This is a genomic window from Candidatus Binatia bacterium (genome assembly GCA_036563615.1).
Taxonomy (GTDB): domain Bacteria; phylum Desulfobacterota; class Binatia; order UBA12015; family UBA12015; genus DATCMB01.
Map to the genome: position 1 here is coordinate 474,108 of DATCMB010000004.1, position 16,858 is coordinate 490,965.

The window sequence follows — 16,858 nt, forward strand, 5'->3', positions numbered from 1 at the left end:
TTGAGCCGTGAGGGCGTTCCACCCCCTTAGCACAGGGCCTCCGGTGACGCGCGTGTCGGGTCCGGCGACGTGCGCGGCCGGCTTCAGTTGCCGAGCGCGAGCAGCTCGCGCTTGGCCCGCGCCGCTTCCGGCGAGTTCGGATGATCGGCGATCAGCTTCTGCAGGATGAGCCGAGCGTCGATCTTGTCGCCCAGCTCCGCGAAGGCCGCCGCTTGACGCAGCAACGCGGCGGGCACCCGGTCGCTCTTCGGGAAGCCGACCAGGATCTCGTTGTACGCGAGGATCGCCTCGTTGAACTTGCCCTGCTGGTAGTACGACTCGCCGATCCAGTACTGCGCGTACGGCACCGCCTCGTTCTTCGGGTTCTTGTTGACGTAGCTGCGCAGCGTCTGGACGGCCTTCTGCGGCTCGCCGCGCTGGTACTGCGCGAGACCCGTGCGGTACTCCGGGCTCTCGCTGCGGTGGATGTCCGCCTCCACCGAGATCGGCGATCCGCTCGCCGGCATCGCCGGCGGCAGCGGCTCCGGACGCTCCGCCGGACGCTCGCCGAACTCCGCCCCCGGCGGCACCGGCTCCCGCTCCGGCTGCACGCTGACCACGCTCGTCTCCTCCGACGAGCGCGGCGGCGAGCTCATCTCGAGCGCACGCAGGCGCTGCTCGATGTCGTCCGCGGCGGGGCTCGACGTTCTCGACGACGTCCGCGAGCGGCGATCCTCGATCTGCCCGCGCAGCCGCGAAAGCTGGACGCGCAGGCTCTCGACGTCGGCGCGGGTGTCGGCGAGCTTGCGCGCGAGCTCGCGCTGCTCGCGCCGGATCGACGACAGGTCCGCCTCCGACGCGCACCCGATGCCGAGCAAAGCGACGAGCCCCGCGACCAGCGCGGGTGCAGCGTGCTGACGGAGGCGGATGGGCGACACGGACGTTCGTTCCTATTGGTTCAGGACGACGAAGTGCGCGCGCCGGTTCTCGGCCCAGCAGCTCTCCGTCTCCTCGTGACAGACCGGCAGCTCCTTGCCGTAGCTGATCGTGGTGATGCGATCGGGCGAGACGCCGAGCGCCGTCAGGTAGTCCCGCGCCGCGTTGGCGCGCTTCGCGCCGAGCGCGAGGTTGTACTCGACGGTGCCACGGCTGTCGCAGTGGCCCTCGATCTCGACGCGCGCCTGGCGGTTCTCGAGCAGCCAGTCGGCGTTGGCGCGCAGGATCTCGCGCGCGTTGTCCGAGAGCTCGTACGAGTCGTAGGAGAAGTAGACGTCCGACAGCGGGCCCTGCTCGCCGCGACCCAGCGTTCCGCGGCGGAACTGGTCGAGGCTCGAGCCACGCGTCACGTCGCTCTCGCCCATGCCGACGGTCTCGGTGTCGTCGTAGATGTCTTCGGTCGTCTTCTTCTTGCTGCAGCCAGGCAGCAAGACAAAGAAAGAGATCAAAACGAGCGCTGCGATGCGCCCGGTGAGGGAACGCGCACTCAGCAACATCCGCCCCGTACCGACATCGCGCGATTCGCTAACCCGCATCTTGCCCCCCAGCGCGGACCCCATCAGTCGAGCCGCGGCGACCAGGCCGGACTGGTATCACTGCCCGGACTACTTATCAATTGTCGTTGGCGCACACCGCGCGCGTCGCTGAAGAAGAGCTGCGCTCTTCCCGTGCGTGTCGAGCTGAAGATCAGGTAACGACCGTCGGGCGACCACGTCGGATCGACGTTGTCACCGCGACTCGACGTCACCTGCACGGCCTCGCCGCTGTTCACGTCGACGACGAAGATCTGAAAGCGACCATCGACGCGTCCGGTGTAGGCGATCTTGTCTCCCTTCGGCGACCACACCGGCTGCGTGTTGTACGAGCCGCGCGGACTCACGCGACGCGGACGTCCGCCGGCGACGCTCATCACGTAGATCTGCGGCGAGCCGCCGCGCGACGAGCAGAACGCGATCTGCGAGCCGTCGGGCGAGAAGCTCGGGCTCACGTTGATCGACTGCCCCTGCGTGAGCCGCGCGAGCATCTGCCCTTCCGGCGACACCAGCACGATGTCGGAATCCCCACCGCCCGTCGAACGCGTGACCGCGATCTCGCGACCGTCCGGTGCGAAGCTCGCGCCCATCACCATGCCGGGTCCGGTCGGGATGAGACGCTCACGACCGGTGACGACGTCGATCTCGTAGAGCTTCGGCCGGCCGTCCTTGTACGACGTGAAGATCACCGAGCGCGCGTCCGGCGCCCAGCTCGGCGACAGATTGATCGTCTGGTTGCGCGTCAGCTGGCGCAGATCGGAGCCGTCGAAGCTCATCGAGTAGAGCTCCTTGAAGCGTCCGCCGCGCGTCGAGACGAAGGCGATGCGGCTGTCGAACGGGCCGAGCTCGCCGGTGAGCAGCAGCAGGATCTCGTCGGCGAAGCGGTTCGCCATGCGACGCGCGTCGCGCCGCGAGCCCTGGTAGCGCTTGCCGCCGAGCTGACGCTGCTCGGCGACGTCGAACAGCCGCGCTTCGATGGTGAGCCCGTCGCCCGACGTCGACGCACGGCTCGTCACCAGCAAGCGCGCTCCGATCGAGCTCCAGTTCGCGAAGTTGATCTCCTCGACGCGGGTCGCGTCGCCCTGATCGATGAACGACGCCGGATCGAGGATGCGAAACATCCCCGAGAGATCGAGGTCACGCGTCAGCGTCGTCGCGAACTGGCTTCCCGCCTCGCCGCCGCCGCTCGGCGCCACGATCGCGATCGGGAAGGCGGTCTCCCCGGGCCCGGTGATGAGGCCGCGCACCTGCGCCTGCGACTCGCCGACGAGCCATGCCAGCGCCAGGACCACGAGCATGGCTCCGCGCGCGACGGCGCGTGCGCGCGTCCACGGGGTGATCGACTCGTTCGACATCCATTCCTCCCGTCGCGTCCGTGAGCTCATCGGGCACCCTGTAGGTCGCCCGGCTGGAACGTCAATTCGACGTCGGAAAAGTCCGTCCGATAGCGTTCGGGCGGCGGCGGCAGCGGGCTCGCGGCGCGCACCGCACGCAGCACCGACGAGTCGTACGCGGGATCGCCCGACGGCTGCGTGATCTTCAGGTCGGAGATCGTACCATCCTCGAGGATCCGGAAGCGGACCTTGACCTCCACGTCGGACGCCGCGCCGGGGTAGACCCACGCGTCGCGGATCCGCGCGAGCATTTGGTTGTAGTACAGGAGAAACTCCGTGCCGCGGAGCTGACCCGCGCCGCCGCGACCCGGGCCGACGCCGAGGCGGCGGTTCGGATCTGGCGCGTCGGTGCCGCCGACGCCGCCGCTGCCGCGCACCTGCCCGCCCGGCGCGCGCGTCGCGTCGGCGGATCCCTCGCGCGCGCTCCCCTCGACGTTGCGCTGCACGCGCGCCACCGCCTCCGCGATGCGCGCGTCGATCGAGCTCGTCGGGCTTGCCTGCGGCGCACGCGCGCGCGCCGCGTCGCGCGCCGGGGTCGCCGTGGGTCCCGAACGCACGATGACCGACGACGCCGTCGGGCGCGGCGCATCGGCCGGGCGTGCGGTCGGTCGCGCCGGGGCGCGCGTCGGCGACGGACGCGGCGTCGCGGTCGGCTTCGGACGCTCGGTCGGCTTCGCCGTCGGCTTGGCCGTCGGACGCGCGGTCGGCGCAGCCGTCGGACGCGCCGTCGGCGCAGCGGTCGGACGCGCGGTCGGGCGTGGCGTCGGCGGCGGCGTGGGCCGCGCCGTCGGTGCGGCCGTCGGCTTTGCGGTCGGACGCGGCGTCGGCGCCGGCGTCGCGACGATCAGATCGTCCTCGCTCTCGGCCTGCGCGAGCTGCTGCGGCGGCGGGGGCGGCTGCGGCTGCGCCTCCGGCTTCGGCGGCGGCTCGGGCTCGGGCTCCGGCTTCGGAGGAGGCGGCGGCTCCTCGCGACGTGGCGGCGGGGGTGGCTTTGGCGCGGCCTTCGCGGCACGGCGCTCCGGTCCGGGCGCGCCGCCGACGTCGAGCTTCGGGAGTCCGGCCGGCATGTGCCCGCCGAGCTCGCCCTCGTCGACGATCTCGACAGTGTACGCCACGCCGTCGGCTCGCGGCCGCAGACGATAGTCGCCGATCGCGACCAGAAGACCGAGCAGCACCAGGTGCGCCGCGAAGGCGATGAGGATCATCGCCGCGAGGCGGCGATCGAATCCCCGCTCGGTGAGAATCGATGGGGGACGCCGTTTCAGGCGGTGCTTACCTCACTCCTCGCCCGGCGGGAGCTGTGTGACCATGCCGACGCGCCGGATACCCGCCTGCTTGATCGCCGCCATCACGCCGACCACCTCGCCGTACGGAACGCTCTTGTCCGCACGGACGAAGACCTGGCCGTCAGGGCGCTGCGCCGCGATCGCGCGCAGCTTCGACTCGAGGTCGGCGGCCGACATCTTGGCGTCGTTCAGGTAGATGTCGCCGCCCTTCGCGAGCGACACGACGAGCTGCTCGTCCTTTCCGGAGAGCGCGCCCGCGCGCGCCTCGGGCAAGTCGACGGCAACGCCCTGCTGCAGGATCGGAGCGGTCACCATGAAGATCACCAGCAGCACCAGCATCACGTCGACGAGCGGCGTGACGTTGATCTGCGACATGGAGCCGTTGGCTGAGCCTTGTCCGTCGAAGGCCATGCTTGCCCTCTCCCCTCCCCGCGCTAACCCCGATCACTTCAAGAAGTGGCGCTCGGCGATGTTGAGGAACTCGGCCGAGAAATTTTCCATGTCGGCGTGCAGGACGCGGACCTCGCGATTGAAGTGGTTGTACGCGACCACGGCGGGAATCGCCGCCGCGAGGCCGACCGCCGTCGCGATCAGCGCCTCCGAGATGCCCGGCGCGACCGCCTGGATGCTCGAGGTCTGCGCCTCCGAGAGCCCGCGGAAGGCGTTCATGATTCCCCACACCGTCCCGAACAGGCCGATGAACGGCGCCGTCGACGCGATGGTCGCAAGGAACGTGAGCGCCTTCTCGAGCTTCGTCACTTCCTGGTTCGTCGCCCGGCGCATCGCCCGCTCGACGTTCGCCGAGCCGCCGAGCTCGGTGTCCGATTCCTCCTCGCCGCGCTCACCGCGCTTGCCGCGCGTCAGGCGCACCAGCTCCTGGTAGCCCGCGCGGAAGACCTGCGCGACCGGGCTCTGCTTGAACTCCAGGCTCGCCGTGTGGATGTGGCTCAAGCTGTTGGAGTCCCAAAACACCTCGATGAAGCGCTCGGACTGCTTGCGGGCCCGGCGAATCTGGCCGAGCTTGTAAAAGGTGATGCCCCACGCGGCCGCGGAGCACGCGATGAGTATCCACAGTACGGCGAGAACGACCGGACCGGTCCCCGAAAAGAGGTGCTCGATCATCCCGCCAGCAAACCCTCCAGCCCCACAGGCACGTCTAGTAAAGCTCTGGGATGACGGAACGTCAACGCGCTCGCCGCGCCAAACGCGTCCTTGACTCCTGAAGGAAGGAAGACCGCCATGAAGATCATCGACCAAGTCGAGCTCGACGGTCGTCGGACGTTCATCCGCGTCGACTTCAACGTGCCGCTCGAAGGCTCCGGCGACGTGCGGACGATCACCGACGACTCGCGCATCCGCGCGGCGCTGCCGACCATCCGTTACGCCGTCGAGCACGGCGCGCGCGTGGTGCTCGCGTCGCACCTCGGTCGGCCGAAGGGGAAGCGCGACCCGCGCGAGAGCCTAGCCCCCGCCGCGCGTCGCCTGTCGGAGCTGCTCGGCAAGGAGGTGCCGCTCGCGCCCGACTGCGTCGGTCCGGAGGTCGAGCAGATGGTCGCCAAGCTCGGCAAAGGCGAGGTCCTGATGCTCGAGAACCTGCGCTTCCACGCCGGCGAGGAGAAGAACGACGCGGAGTTCGCGAAGCAGCTCGCGGCGCTCGCCGACGTCTACGTGAACGACGCGTTCGGCGCCGCGCACCGCGCGCACGCGTCGACCGCCGGCATGGCGCGCCTCGTCCCGGTGCGGGCGGCGGGCTTCCTGCTGCGCGACGAGATCCATCACCTCGGCGCGCTGCTGCGCAGCCCCGAGAAGCCCTTCGTCGCGATCCTCGGCGGTGCCAAGGTCTCCGACAAGATCTCGGTGATCGACAACCTCCTGCCCCGCATCGACACGCTGCTCGTCGGCGGAGCGATGGCCTACACCTTCCTACGCGCCCGCGGCGTCGCGGTCGGCGCCTCGCGCGTCGAGGAGGACAAGATCGAGGAGGCCAAGCGGACGCTCGAGCAGGCCGAGCAGCGCGGCGTCCGCCTGCTCCTGCCCGAGGACCACGTCGTCGCCCGCAAGCCCGAGGCGACGGCCGAGTCCAAGGTCACCCCGGGACAGGAGATCGAGGACGGCTGGCTCGGCGTCGACATCGGTCCCAAGACCCGCGAGCGCTACGCCGCCGAGATCGCGAAGGCGAAGACCGTGCTGTGGAACGGCCCCATGGGGATCTTCGAGATGGAGCCGTTCGCCGGCGGCACGGTGGCGGTCGCCCGCGCGGTCGCGGACGCGCAGGGCGCCTTCACCGTGGTCGGCGGCGGCGACTCCGTTGCGGCCGTGCAGCAGGCCGGCGTCGCGGAGCGGATCAAGCACATCTCGACCGGCGGCGGCGCGTCGCTCGAGTTCCTCGAGGGGCAGACGCTGCCCGGGGTCGCCGCGCTGGAGGACTGACGACGGTCACTCGCGACTGGCCTGCCGGTCGCGCATCTGCTTAAGGAGGCGGCTCGGGGACGTGTCCCACCAGACCGGGACCCGTCCCCGGCACGAGCGAACATGGCGCGCACCCCGATCCTCGCCGGCAACTGGAAGATGCACTGCGGCACGGCCGCGGAGGCGACCGCGCTTGCGGGTGAGCTCGCAAAGCGTGTCGGCGCACGCACGGACCGCATGGTGATCCTGGCGCCGCCGTTCACCGCGCTCGCGGCCGTGCGCGCCGCCGTCGACGGCACGAAGATCGCCGTCGCCGCGCAGAACATGCACTGGGCCGACAAGGGCGCCTTCACCGGCGAGGTGTCGCACGGCATGCTGCGCGACCTCGGGGTGACGCACGTCATCCTCGGCCACTCGGAGCGTCGCGAGATCTTCGGCGAGACCGACGAGGTGATCCGCAAGAAGGTCGACACCGCGCTCGCGAACGGCCTCGTCCCGATCGTCTGCGTCGGCGAGACGCTCGCCGAGCGCGACGCCGGGCGCACGCTCGAGGTCGTCAAGCGCCAGGTCGACGCCGCGCTGCGCGGCGTCGGCAGCGACGCGGGCGGTCGCGTGATCGTCGCCTACGAGCCGGTCTGGGCGATCGGCACCGGGCGCGTCGCGACGCGCGAGCAGGCGCAGGAGGTGCACGGCGAGATCCGCGGCCTGCTGCGCGAGCTCGAGCTGCCGGCGGACGCGGTCCCGATCCTCTACGGCGGCAGCGTCAAGCCGGACAACATCGACGGCCTCATGGCCGAGCCCGACATCGACGGCGCGCTCGTCGGCGGCGCGAGCCTCGAGGTCGAGAGCTTCACTCGCATCGTCGAGTACCGCGCCTGAGCGGCGCCGGGCTCGAAAGCAGCGGAAGGCGGAAGAGAAGAGATGTCCATCGTCGTCACGATCCTGCACGTGCTCGCGTGCTTCGTTCTGATCGTCGTCGTGCTCCTGCAGACCGGTAAGGGAGCCGACATCGGCGCGGTGTTCGGTGGTTCGAGCCAGACGATCTTCGGCTCGAGCGGCGCCGGCAACCTGCTGACCCGCCTCACGACGTGGACGGCGATCGTCTTCATGCTGACGTCGCTCTTCCTGACCTGGAACTCGACCCGGCACTTGACGGCGTCGATCGCGGACACGCTGCCCGCCGAGCCCCCGCCGCTCGAAGCGCCGCTCGACGGCACGACGATCGACGAGGGCGCCGGTGCGGCGGCCGGCGCTGCGAGCGCCGAGGCGGGCGCGGACGCCGCTGCGAGCGGCGAGACCGCGGCGCCGACGGCGGAGGCCGGCGCCGACGCCGGAGCGGCGGCCGAGGGCAGCGCGGCGGACGCTGGCGCTGCGGCTGCCGGCGCGGAGGCGGGCACTGCGACGGGCGACGCGGCAGCCGATGCGGCTCCCGCGCAGGACGCGGCGCCGCAGGCCGAGGCCGGCGCCGAGGCCGAGGTGCCGGCTGCGGGCACCGCGCAGGACGGCGGTGCGTCCGCCGACGGCGCTGCCGCGCCGAGCGCGGACGCAGCGGGCGACGCGGCTCCGGCGCAGCCCTGAGCCGCGCCGAAGCTGCGCGGCGCGTCCGTCGGCGAGCGGACGAGCGATGGGTCTGGCCGACGTCCACGCGCACCTGACGCATCCGCGGCTCGCAAACGACGCCGAGGCGATCGTCGCACGCGCTCGCGCCGCGGGCGTGACGACGATCGTCGTCAACGGCCTCAACCCCGCGGACAACGAGGCGGTGCGCGCGCTCGCGCAGCGCTGCCCCGGCGTGCGGCCCGCGTTCGGCCTCTACCCGGTCGACGCCGTGCTGCGCGAGATGCGCGAGCTCGACGTCCCCTACCCGCGCGACGGCGAGGTCGCGACCGCCGAGGAAGGCGTCGCCTGGGTCCGCGAGCACGTCGATGAGGCGCTCGCGGTCGGCGAGATCGGCCTCGACGGGCACTGGGTGCCCGAGGCGCTCTGGCCGCGTCAAGAAGAAGTGTTCCGTGCGCTCGTCGCGCTCGCGCTGGAAGCCGACAAGCCGATCATCGTGCACACGCGACGACGCGAGCGTCGCTGCCTCGAGATCCTCGACGAGATGGGCGCCGAGCGCGTCAACTGGCACTGCTTCGGCGGCAAGGTCGCGCTCGCCCGGCGGATCGCGGAGCGCGGGCACTACCTGTCGATCCCGGCGAACGCGCGCCGCTCCGAGAGCTTCACGCGCATGCTCGAGACGCTGCCGCGCGACCGGGTGCTGCTCGAGACGGACTGCCCGTACCTCTCGCCCGACCGCGAGCGCGCGAGCGAGCCCGCCGACGTCGCCGGGACCGCGGCCTTCGCGGCGGAGCTCTGGGGCGTCTCGCTGGACGAGGTGGCGGCGCGCGTCGCGGAGAACTTCGCGCGCCTGTTCCGCGTCGAGCCCTGAGCGTTGGTTGACGGCATCCGCGGCGCGCGGAGATCGTCCGCGGCGCGCGCGGATCATCCGCGGCGGGCGTCGATCAGCCGCCGCCAGTCGCCCTCCCCCACCTCGCGTCGCTGGCGCTCGACGAACTTCCACGCCCCGTCCTCGCGACGCAGCCGCCAGCGATTGACGCCCAGCGTGTGGACGCGCCACTCGCCGCCGCGCCGGACGTGCACGCACGCGTAGCCCCAGGCGGTCGCGTGGTCGCCGTCGACGTCGAGGTCGACGACGACGTTCGAGTACGCGTGCTGGCTGCCCTCGCGGATCGCGTCGAGGTGCTCGGCGCGCGTGAAGCGCCGCTCGATCTCCGCGAGCCCGCGCGAGGTCCCGAGCTTGCCCGCCTCCATCTCGATGTCCTCGCTGAAGACGCTCGCCCAGTCCGGCGGCTCGCCGCAGTCGACCTCGTAGGCGTAGCGCGCGATCAGCTCGCGGATCGCCTCCCGGTCCTCGAGCGCGCGGAGCCGTCGCTCCAGATCTTCGATGGTCGCCACTGTCCCGCCCTCCTGCCGTGCGCGGCCTCTTTGCCGGGGCATGCTTGCCCGGATCGGCCGCACGGCGCGAGCCTCGGGAGGGACGGCTGGCCGGATCGAATCGGACCGCCTTGAGACCCACGCGGGCGGTATGTAAAGGATGGCAACGCCCGGGGTCCCCTCCGTGGGCGGTCACCTGTGCGAGGGTGGCGGAATGGCAGACGCGCTAGTTTGAGGGGCTAGTGGGGTAACACCCGTGGGGGTTCAAGTCCCCCTCCTCGCACTCTTCAAGACCGCCGGCTCGACCGAGCACCCCGCATCTGGTCGGCGTCATGAGCTGCCGCGGACGCACTCGATCCACTTGACGCGACCGCCGCGCGCGCAAGCAACGTGCGCGAGGAAGTTCAGCTCGCGCTACGATATCCAGGGCGGCGGCCCGTACGGCGGCGGAGCCGACCAGTAACCACCCGGCCAATAGTAGTACCCCGGCGGCGGAGGCGGTGGGGGCGGCGGTGGCGGGCGACGGGGCCTGCGCGGCACCTCGTTGCCGCTCGCGTGCATGCACTGCGCGTACGCGATGTCGTACTGGCGCTGCACGGACCACGCGGCGGCCTGGCCCCGCGCCGCGCCGACGCTCGTGCCGCCGAGCAGGCCTGCTCCGGCGCCCGCGGCGGCGCCGATGGCGGGGTTGCCGGCCGCGGCGCCGAGCGCGGCGCCGGCTGCGCCGCCGAGGAGCGTGCCGAGCGCGGCGCCGCTCACGGTCGAATCGCTGGCCGCTCGATCGGGTGACACCCCGATGCGCGACTCGGCCCAGGAGCGGCAGCGGAGATCGTCGTCGTCGAACTCCGCGAGGCTCTTGCCGCGGCCGGGGTACACCATGACCTGCGGCGCGGCGGGGAGCGGCGTGCACCCCGCGAGCAGAGCGCTCGTCAGCAGCAGCGCACCGAGCGGCCGCAGCCACACCCGCAGCGAGCTCGGCGCGCACCACGTGCGCGCCCGTCGCGCATTCTCCGTCCACCGCGCCGACAGCGAAGCCATCGCCGCGTGCAACACCCGCCACACGCGGAGGTTGCGCCCGCCCGTCGCGACCGACGCGCGCCGCGAGCGCACCCCGGCCGCCGCCGTCCGCTAGTGACCGCCCTCGCCTTGCGGCTTCGCCTCGGGACGTGGGGCCTCTTCGGGGCGCAGCGCGTCTTCCGAACGCTGCGGCGCCGGCGACGTCAGCGCTGACGACGCTGTCGCTGCACCCGGAGCCTTCGAGGGCGCCGCCGCATCGGCAACCACCGCCGACGCGGGCGCCGCGTCACCACCCTCCTTCGCGATGTCGTCGCCCACCTTCGCGGGGTCGCCACCCTCCTGCGCGGCGCGCTGCCAGACCTCGGGCGGCTCCCAGCGCGGATTCAGAACCGGCATGCCATCCGGCCCCAGCAGGTACTTCGGCGTCCAGTACGCGCGCACCGAGGAGCCGGACGGCTCCTTGGCGAGCATTTCCTCCATCTTGCGCCGCTCCTCGCGACCGCGCTCGGTCTCGCGCGCGTTCACCTTCGCCGCGATCTCGACGGGCGCGAAGTACCAGTTGACGATGTCGCGAGCGCGGTAGCGCTCGATCGGCGCGTAGCCGCGCTCCTTGAACCAGGGGATCGAGAGCTCGCCGTCGTCCTCGATGCAGACGAGCTCCGGCTTCCAGCGCTGCACGTCGAAGCCGGCGAGAACCTTTGCTTGATGCCCCTCGACGTCGATCGACACGAAGTCGACCTTCGTCACGCCGAAGCGCTCGAGCAGGTCGTCGAGCGTGATGCTCGGTACCTCGATCTCGTCGACCAGCGGCATGGTCGCCGCGACCTCGGCCTCGGCCGTCGACAGCCCCCACACCGGCACCTTGTAGAACCGCTCCTCGGTGTCGGAGTGGTCGCTCACCAAGAAGTTGAGGAACGTGCTGTTCGGGCGCCGCCGCGCCCAGTTGTCCGCGAAGTCCGGCAAGCCGTCGATGCCGATGCCGGTCCAGCCGAGGTGCTTCTCGAGGTAGTACGTGTTGCTGTTCTTGATCGGCCAAGCGCAGCCGACGTCGACGAAGAAGCCGCCTCGCCGGTCCTGGAAGAAATCGCGGATGATCAGCTCCTCGGACCCGTACGAGTAGCGCTTGGTCTCGGTCCAGAGGATGTCGACGGTGGGCGCGTCCGCAGCGACGGGCGCATCTGCAGCGCGGACGCTCGCCGCGCTGACGAGAAGCATGGTCGCGAAGACCGTCAACCACACCGCTGGACGCACGGCGCGTGCGCTATCACGAAAGCGACGACGCCTAAAGACGTCGGAGCGAAAGTTGCCGCGGCAAGCGCGGCGAGCGCCGACCGGCGCTGCGTGCGCGCACGAGACGCGCAGCGCACCGCCGGTCGGCACCCAACGCGCCTACTTCATCGCCAGCACCCGGTCGCCCGGATGGCAGTGGTGCGGGTCGAAGTAGAAGCTGCCCGGCACGCAGCGCCACATGCTCGGGTTGGTCCAGCTCGGCGCCTGGCGTACCTCGGTCGCCTTCTCGAAGGCGTAGCCTGCGGCGAGCAGCTCGCGCTCCTCGAACGGCCCGGCGACGAAGGTCACGCCGATCGGGTTGCGGCCCTGGTTGCCGGTGCCGTAGCCCGCGGGAACGGTGAGCACCGGGTAGCCGGCGCGATCCGCGATCCCGACCAGCGCGTCACCGCTCGGCACGACGATGACGTCGACGTCGTCGCTCGGATCCGCCGGCGTGCCGCCGTCGAGGATCGCGTCAATCAACGCGCGGCTCGCCGCCCTGCCCGTGTCGCGGTTGGACACGTACGCGGCCGCCGTCGCCGGATCGGACAGATCGATCGCCTGCGCCGCGATCAGGTCGCGCTGCTGGTACTTGAGGCCCTCGATCGGATTGGCCTCGTTGTAGGCGATGATGTCCTGCAGCGACTTCGGCGCGCCCTTCTTGATGCGCAGCCCAAGCAGGTACTCGTCGAGATCGCGCTCGAGTTCGCTGAGCACGATGCTCGGCGGGTTCGGGCTCGGCGTGCCGATCGACGTCACCACCGTGGTCGCACCGAGCGACGCGAGCGTGCTGACCACCGACGGATACGGTCCCGACGTCGAGTCGATCACCGCGACGCGCTTGCCGGCGAGCGCGGTCGGCACGAGAGCCGACAGGTAGTCCGGCGCGAGCGGCGCTTCGGCGGTCGCCGGATCCGCCGGATCGAATCCTGCCATCACCTGCAGCGCCACCGCCGCGTCCCACACGGTGCGCGTGATCGGCCCCGGCGAGTCCTGCGAGCGCGCGACGGGCATGACGCCCTTGCGGCTCACGAGTCCGACCGTGGGCTTGAGCCCGACCACGCCGGCGACGCCCGCCGGTGCGATGATCTGCGCGGTGTCGGGCGAGGTCTCGAGTCCGACGGTGAACGCGGCGAGCCCGGCCGCGGTCGCTGCCGCCGCGCCGGCCGACGAGCCGGCCGGCGTCTTGTCGGTGTCGGACGGCAGCAGCACCTGCCCGCCGAGCGACGAGTAGCCCTCGGGCATGTTGGCATCGAAGACGCCGTTGAGCTCGGTGACGTTGGTCTTGCCGAGCACGACCGCGCCCGCCTCCTCGAGCCTCGCGACCAGCGTCGCGTCGACCTTGGCAACCGCGTCCTGCAGCGCGATCGAGCCGCCGGTGGTCGGCATGTCCTCGACGTCGATCACGTCCGAGACGAGGACGGGGATGCCGTGCAGCGGGCCGCGCACGTCGCCGCGCTTGCGCTCGTTGTCGCGCCGGCGCGCCTCGTTCAGCGCCCTTTCGGGTTGCAGGTGGCGGACCGCCTGGATGGCCGGGCCATCGGCGTTCGTCCAGCCGATGCGCGCGAGGTAGGCCTTGGTGAGGTCGTACGAGGTCAGCGTGCCGGCCTCCATCCGCGCCTGCAGGCCCTCGACCGATTCCATCTCGAGCGCAAACGGCAGCTCGGGCGCCGTGCGCACCTTGCCGGCCAGGTCGTCGAAGTCCGGGTTGCACGAGCCGCGCTGGTGGAACGGCGGCTTCGGCGCCGTCTTCGCGCAGCGGTACATGCTCGGATTGAGCTCCGAGACCGGCTGGCGCAGCTTCGTGTACTGCTCGATCACGTAGGCGACGCCGATCAGGTTGCGCTCGCTGAGCGCGTTGCCGTGGATCGACACGCCCTGCGCGCGACGCGTCGTCGGATTGTAGCCCATCGGGATCGTGATCTGTGGCGTGCCCGCGGCCGCGCCGCTCGGCACGCTGCCCAGGATCGCGATGAAGTCGTCGCTCGGGTCGTCCGGCGTCTCGTTGTTCATCATCGCGTCGATCGCGGCCCACTGCGCGGCTCGACGGATCGGCATCGCCGTCTGGTAGGCGATCTGGTTCGCGCCGCCGGGCGTGACGTCCGCCATCGACGCGTTGACGTGGCTCTGGTGGCCGAACTTCAGCGCGAAGTGTGCGTTCGCGAGGTTGTCCTCGATCTCCTCGAGGAGGCTCTTGATCGGCGCGAACGGTCCGAGGTTGCGGTAGTAGAGGTTGATCGCGTTGTGCTGCTGGTACCCGCTCGGCAGGCTCGGAATCGGGGCGACGGAGATCATCGGCCGCTCCACCATGATCGCGCCCGCCGCGACCAACGCGTCAAACGCAAGCTTCGCTGGCGAGCCCTCGGCGAACGAGCCGTTGTAGCCGATGCGCTTGCCGCGCACGAAGTTCAGGTCGAGCGCCGACATGTAGTCCGGCACCACCTCGGGCGCGCGGGTGATCGACTGCTCCCAGTTCGGACCGAAAACCTCCTCGTACGCCGCCTCGTTCTTCGGATCGCGTCCGGCCATCGACTGCAGGTTCATCGCCGCGTTGGCGACGGTGCGGTCCATCGGCCCCGCGGTGTCCTGCGAGGACGAGATCGGCCCGATGCCGTACGCCGGCACGAGCCCGACCGTCGGACGGATGCCGACCAGGCTCTGCGCGGTCGACGGGCTGATGATCGAGCCCGAGGTCTCGGTGCCGACCGTCAGCATCGACAGCGCCGCGGCGCCGGCGGTGCCGGAGCCCGACGACGAGCCGCTCGGGTTCTGGTCGGCGTCGAGTGCGTTCAGCACCTGCCCGGTCAGGTTGCCGAAGCCGGACGGCTGGCTGCCGAAGCTGTTCGCCCACTCGGTGAGCCCGACCTTGCCGAGGATCACCACGCCACTCTCGCGCAGCTTCTTGACGACGCCCGCGTCTTCCTCGGGAAACGACTCCCGGAGCGACCAGTTGCCGTTCGACGTGTACATGCCCTTCACGTCGATCAGGTCCTTGAGCAGCACGGGCAAGCCGTGTGCGGGTCCGCGAACGATGCCGCGCTTGCGCTCGCGGTCCATCTGCTCGGCCTCCGCGAGCGCGTTCGGATTGAGCTGCGTCACCGCGTTGAGCCCGGGACCTCGCTTGTTGAGCGCTTCGATGCGCTCGATGTAGGCGCGCGTCAGGCGGACGGAGGTGAGCTTGCCCTCCTCCATCATCTTGATCGCCGTCGGACCGTCGAGACGCTCGAGGTCGAGGACCTGAGCTCGTGACGCCGTCGCGCTCGAGCCCAGGATGAAGACCACCGCCGCGACGGCGACGGCAGTGGGACATCGGGGTGTGATCACGCAGACCTCCGTTGCTGCGACCTCCCTCCTGGTCGAGCCGGCGGCGCGCGTTGCAACGCAGGTGCCACGGCGACGTCCTCGTCCTTGCTGCGTGCGCGCGAACGCGGACGCACCTCGCGCTCAGCGAGTGATCAGCGGCTGTTCACGACGTCGGCAGCACGACGGCAGCGACGCACGGACGCGCGCGTCAAGTATAAGTCACGCATCGCCGCACGATGCGGCGCGCGAATGGCGCACGTTCGGCGCGGACCAGTCAGCGACGATCAGCAAGCTGCAACTCGCCGATGCAGATTTTTGCTAGACGGCTCGCGGCAGCTGCCCGGCCCCCGGCCGCGCCCGGCGTCAGCCTTCCTTGCCACGCAGCGCGAAGCGCGCCGGATCGATGCGCTCGCTGCGACAGCGCGGACAGCGGCTGGGACGCGTCGCGCGCGAGCGGCGCTCGAAGCGGAAGCCGCACTCGCGGCAGCGCGCCGGCTCGATCACCAGCGCGAGACCGCGATGCGTCAGGCTGCGCTCGAGGTGCACGAGGTGCTCGGCGACGTCGCGCTCGGAGAGCGACGTCTGCTGCGAGAGCGTGCGCAACGTGTGCTCGCCGCCCGCCTCGAGCACGCTCTGCAGGCGGCGACGCGCCGTCGCCTGCGCCGGCTGATCGCCCACGCCGCTCAAGTAGCGGCGCGCGGCGTGTGCGTCATCCTTCTCGAGATCCACAGCAGCAGCATCGCGCCGATCAGCGACGCGATGAAGCCCGCCGCCTCGTCGGGACGGTACCAGCCGGCCATCCGGCCGATGAAGCCCGCGACCAGCGCGCCACCGATCCCGAGCAGCGTGGTCAGGATGAAGCCCATCTCGTCGCGGCCGGGGTGGAGCATGCGGGCGAGCAGACCGACCACGAAGCCGATGATGATGGTCCAGACGAAGCCCATGTTCTCTCCCATCTGCGGGCGCCGCGGAACGACCGGCGACGCCGCCCGCCGGGCGTCGCTCCCATCCTGACCACGGAGCCGGTAAACGGGGAAGAGGGGTACGCGGACGACAACGCGAAGCCCGGTTCCCGGCGGCTTCACCGACTGGGCGCTGGAGCTTCGGCCCCGATCTGCCGACTCATGGATCGTCGCCGGGTCGAGCCGTCGCGCGGTGCCGCGGGCGCCGGCCGACCGGCAGAAAGGAGCGATCTCGTGAAGCGAGCCTGCCGCACCCTCGCGACCTGCCTGCCCCTCGCGCTGCTGCTCGCGGGCGTGACCGCGGCGTGCGCCGATGCGCCGTCCGAGGATCCCGCAGCCCACGGCTGGATCCTCTTCGAGCCCGACGACGTCGCGTGGCAGCCCGCACCACCCTCGCTGCTGCCGGGCGCCAAGGTCGCGGTGCTCGAGGGCGATCCCTCGAAGGAAGGCTTCTTCACCATGCGCCTCTTCCTGCCCGACGGCTACCGCGTCCTGCCGCACTGGCACACGAAGGAGGAGCGCGTCACGGTGCTGTCGGGGACGCTGCACCTCGGGCACGGCGACACCTTCGATCCGGCGCAGGCGAAGCCGCTGCCGGCCGGCTCCTACAGCTCGATGCCGCCCAACATGACGCACTTCGGCTGGGCGAGCGGCGACACCGTCCTGCAGCTCAGCACGATCGGCCCGTGGCAGATCGTGTACCTGAATCCGGAGGACGATCCGCGGCGCGCGACGAAGGCCGATTGAGCGAAGCGGCCCGCTGAGCGCCGATCAGC

The 16,858-nt window shown here is 71.2% G+C and carries 17 protein-coding genes and 1 tRNA gene; 6 read left to right on the top strand and 12 right to left on the bottom strand.

What is annotated here, in order from left to right:
- Positions 1-83: 83 nt before the first annotated feature.
- The 6 genes from ybgF to tolQ all read right to left on the bottom strand — a co-directional run bounded on the left by ybgF (position 84) and on the right by tolQ (position 5,310).
- The gene (gene ybgF / locus VIS07_02105) at positions 84-917 is read right to left on the bottom strand and encodes a tol-pal system protein YbgF (protein ID HEY8514288.1); all 834 of its coding nucleotides are present in this window, start codon (positions 915-917) and stop codon (positions 84-86) included.
- Between the two features lie 12 nt (positions 918-929).
- Positions 930-1,406, bottom strand: coding sequence for a peptidoglycan-associated lipoprotein Pal (gene pal, locus VIS07_02110; protein ID HEY8514289.1), 477 nt, complete (start codon positions 1,404-1,406; stop codon positions 930-932).
- Between the two features lie 128 nt (positions 1,407-1,534).
- Positions 1,535-2,893 carry a Tol-Pal system beta propeller repeat protein TolB gene (gene tolB, locus VIS07_02115; protein ID HEY8514290.1) on the bottom strand — a complete coding sequence of 453 codons (1,359 nt, stop codon included), beginning with the start codon at positions 2,891-2,893 and terminating at the stop codon, positions 1,535-1,537.
- A complete protein-coding gene (locus VIS07_02120; GenBank protein HEY8514291.1) occupies positions 2,890-4,107 on the bottom strand; it encodes an energy transducer TonB in 1,218 nt (405 codons plus the stop codon). Before VIS07_02120 ends, tolB begins: the two co-directional genes overlap by 4 nt.
- 72 nt (positions 4,108-4,179) lie before the next feature.
- Positions 4,180-4,563, bottom strand: coding sequence for a protein TolR (gene tolR, locus VIS07_02125; GenBank protein ID HEY8514292.1), 384 nt, complete (start codon positions 4,561-4,563; stop codon positions 4,180-4,182).
- A gap of 69 nt (positions 4,564-4,632) precedes the next feature.
- Positions 4,633-5,310 (bottom strand): protein TolQ, encoded by a 678-nt coding sequence (gene tolQ / locus VIS07_02130; GenBank protein ID HEY8514293.1) that lies wholly within the window; start codon positions 5,308-5,310, stop codon positions 4,633-4,635.
- 117 nt (positions 5,311-5,427) lie between these two features.
- Here tolQ and VIS07_02135 point away from each other — a divergent pair, with 117 nt between their 5' ends.
- The 4 genes from VIS07_02135 (at position 5,428) to VIS07_02150 (ending at position 9,025) form a co-directional block, all read left to right on the top strand.
- Positions 5,428-6,618: a phosphoglycerate kinase gene (locus tag VIS07_02135; protein ID HEY8514294.1), complete on the top strand. Its 1,191-nt coding sequence runs from the start codon at positions 5,428-5,430 to the stop codon at positions 6,616-6,618.
- Between the two features lie 102 nt (positions 6,619-6,720).
- Positions 6,721-7,476: a triose-phosphate isomerase gene (gene tpiA / locus VIS07_02140; GenBank protein HEY8514295.1), complete on the top strand. Its 756-nt coding sequence runs from the start codon at positions 6,721-6,723 to the stop codon at positions 7,474-7,476.
- A gap of 42 nt (positions 7,477-7,518) precedes the next feature.
- Positions 7,519-8,175, top strand: coding sequence for a preprotein translocase subunit SecG (gene secG, locus VIS07_02145; protein ID HEY8514296.1), 657 nt, complete (start codon positions 7,519-7,521; stop codon positions 8,173-8,175).
- Between the two features lie 46 nt (positions 8,176-8,221).
- Positions 8,222-9,025 carry a TatD family hydrolase gene (locus VIS07_02150; protein HEY8514297.1) on the top strand — a complete coding sequence of 268 codons (804 nt, stop codon included), beginning with the start codon at positions 8,222-8,224 and terminating at the stop codon, positions 9,023-9,025.
- A gap of 53 nt (positions 9,026-9,078) precedes the next feature.
- Here VIS07_02150 and VIS07_02155 read toward each other — a convergent pair whose 3' ends face one another.
- The gene (locus VIS07_02155) at positions 9,079-9,552 is read right to left on the bottom strand and encodes a nuclear transport factor 2 family protein (protein HEY8514298.1); all 474 of its coding nucleotides are present in this window, start codon (positions 9,550-9,552) and stop codon (positions 9,079-9,081) included.
- A gap of 179 nt (positions 9,553-9,731) precedes the next feature.
- Between VIS07_02155 and VIS07_02160 the strand changes: the two genes are divergently transcribed.
- A tRNA-Leu gene (locus VIS07_02160) sits at positions 9,732-9,814 on the top strand.
- A 131-nt stretch (positions 9,815-9,945) separates the two neighbouring features.
- Here the strand turns inward: VIS07_02160 and VIS07_02165 are convergent.
- From VIS07_02165 to VIS07_02185, 5 genes are all read right to left on the bottom strand, one after another.
- Positions 9,946-10,494: a glycine zipper family protein gene (locus VIS07_02165; GenBank protein HEY8514299.1), complete on the bottom strand. Its 549-nt coding sequence runs from the start codon at positions 10,492-10,494 to the stop codon at positions 9,946-9,948.
- 165 nt (positions 10,495-10,659) lie between these two features.
- Positions 10,660-11,763 (bottom strand): FkbM family methyltransferase, encoded by a 1,104-nt coding sequence (locus tag VIS07_02170; GenBank protein ID HEY8514300.1) that lies wholly within the window; start codon positions 11,761-11,763, stop codon positions 10,660-10,662.
- A gap of 174 nt (positions 11,764-11,937) precedes the next feature.
- Positions 11,938-15,141: an amidase family protein gene (locus tag VIS07_02175; protein ID HEY8514301.1), complete on the bottom strand. Its 3,204-nt coding sequence runs from the start codon at positions 15,139-15,141 to the stop codon at positions 11,938-11,940.
- 342 nt (positions 15,142-15,483) lie between these two features.
- Complete coding sequence (locus tag VIS07_02180; protein HEY8514302.1) at positions 15,484-15,798, bottom strand: transcriptional regulator; 315 nt, start codon at positions 15,796-15,798, stop codon at positions 15,484-15,486.
- A gap of 5 nt (positions 15,799-15,803) precedes the next feature.
- Complete coding sequence (locus tag VIS07_02185) at positions 15,804-16,064, bottom strand: GlsB/YeaQ/YmgE family stress response membrane protein (protein ID HEY8514303.1); 261 nt, start codon at positions 16,062-16,064, stop codon at positions 15,804-15,806.
- 252 nt (positions 16,065-16,316) lie between these two features.
- Between VIS07_02185 and VIS07_02190 the strand changes: the two genes are divergently transcribed.
- Entirely contained in the window at positions 16,317-16,829 is a 513-nt protein-coding gene (locus tag VIS07_02190) for a cupin domain-containing protein (GenBank protein HEY8514304.1), read from the top strand.
- The last annotated feature ends 29 nt before the right edge of the window (positions 16,830-16,858 follow it).

What these genes read in the sequence shown, in the direction of transcription:
- VIS07_02120 (HEY8514291.1), bottom strand. Translation starts at nt 4,107, where the DNA reads ATGATCCTCATCGCCTTCGCGGCGCACCTGGTGCTGCTCGGTCTTCTG.
- VIS07_02150 (HEY8514297.1), top strand. Translation starts at nt 8,222, where the DNA reads ATGGGTCTGGCCGACGTCCACGCGCACCTGACGCATCCGCGGCTCGCA.
- secG (HEY8514296.1), top strand. Translation starts at nt 7,519, where the DNA reads ATGTCCATCGTCGTCACGATCCTGCACGTGCTCGCGTGCTTCGTTCTG.
- VIS07_02170 (HEY8514300.1), bottom strand. Translation starts at nt 11,763, where the DNA reads ATGCTTCTCGTCAGCGCGGCGAGCGTCCGCGCTGCAGATGCGCCCGTC.
- tolB (HEY8514290.1), bottom strand. Translation starts at nt 2,893, where the DNA reads ATGAGCTCACGGACGCGACGGGAGGAATGGATGTCGAACGAGTCGATC.
- VIS07_02135 (HEY8514294.1), top strand. Translation starts at nt 5,428, where the DNA reads ATGAAGATCATCGACCAAGTCGAGCTCGACGGTCGTCGGACGTTCATC.
- tolQ (HEY8514293.1), bottom strand. Translation starts at nt 5,310, where the DNA reads ATGATCGAGCACCTCTTTTCGGGGACCGGTCCGGTCGTTCTCGCCGTA.
- tolR (HEY8514292.1), bottom strand. Translation starts at nt 4,563, where the DNA reads ATGTCGCAGATCAACGTCACGCCGCTCGTCGACGTGATGCTGGTGCTG.
- tpiA (HEY8514295.1), top strand. Translation starts at nt 6,721, where the DNA reads ATGGCGCGCACCCCGATCCTCGCCGGCAACTGGAAGATGCACTGCGGC.
- VIS07_02185 (HEY8514303.1), bottom strand. Translation starts at nt 16,064, where the DNA reads ATGGGCTTCGTCTGGACCATCATCATCGGCTTCGTGGTCGGTCTGCTC.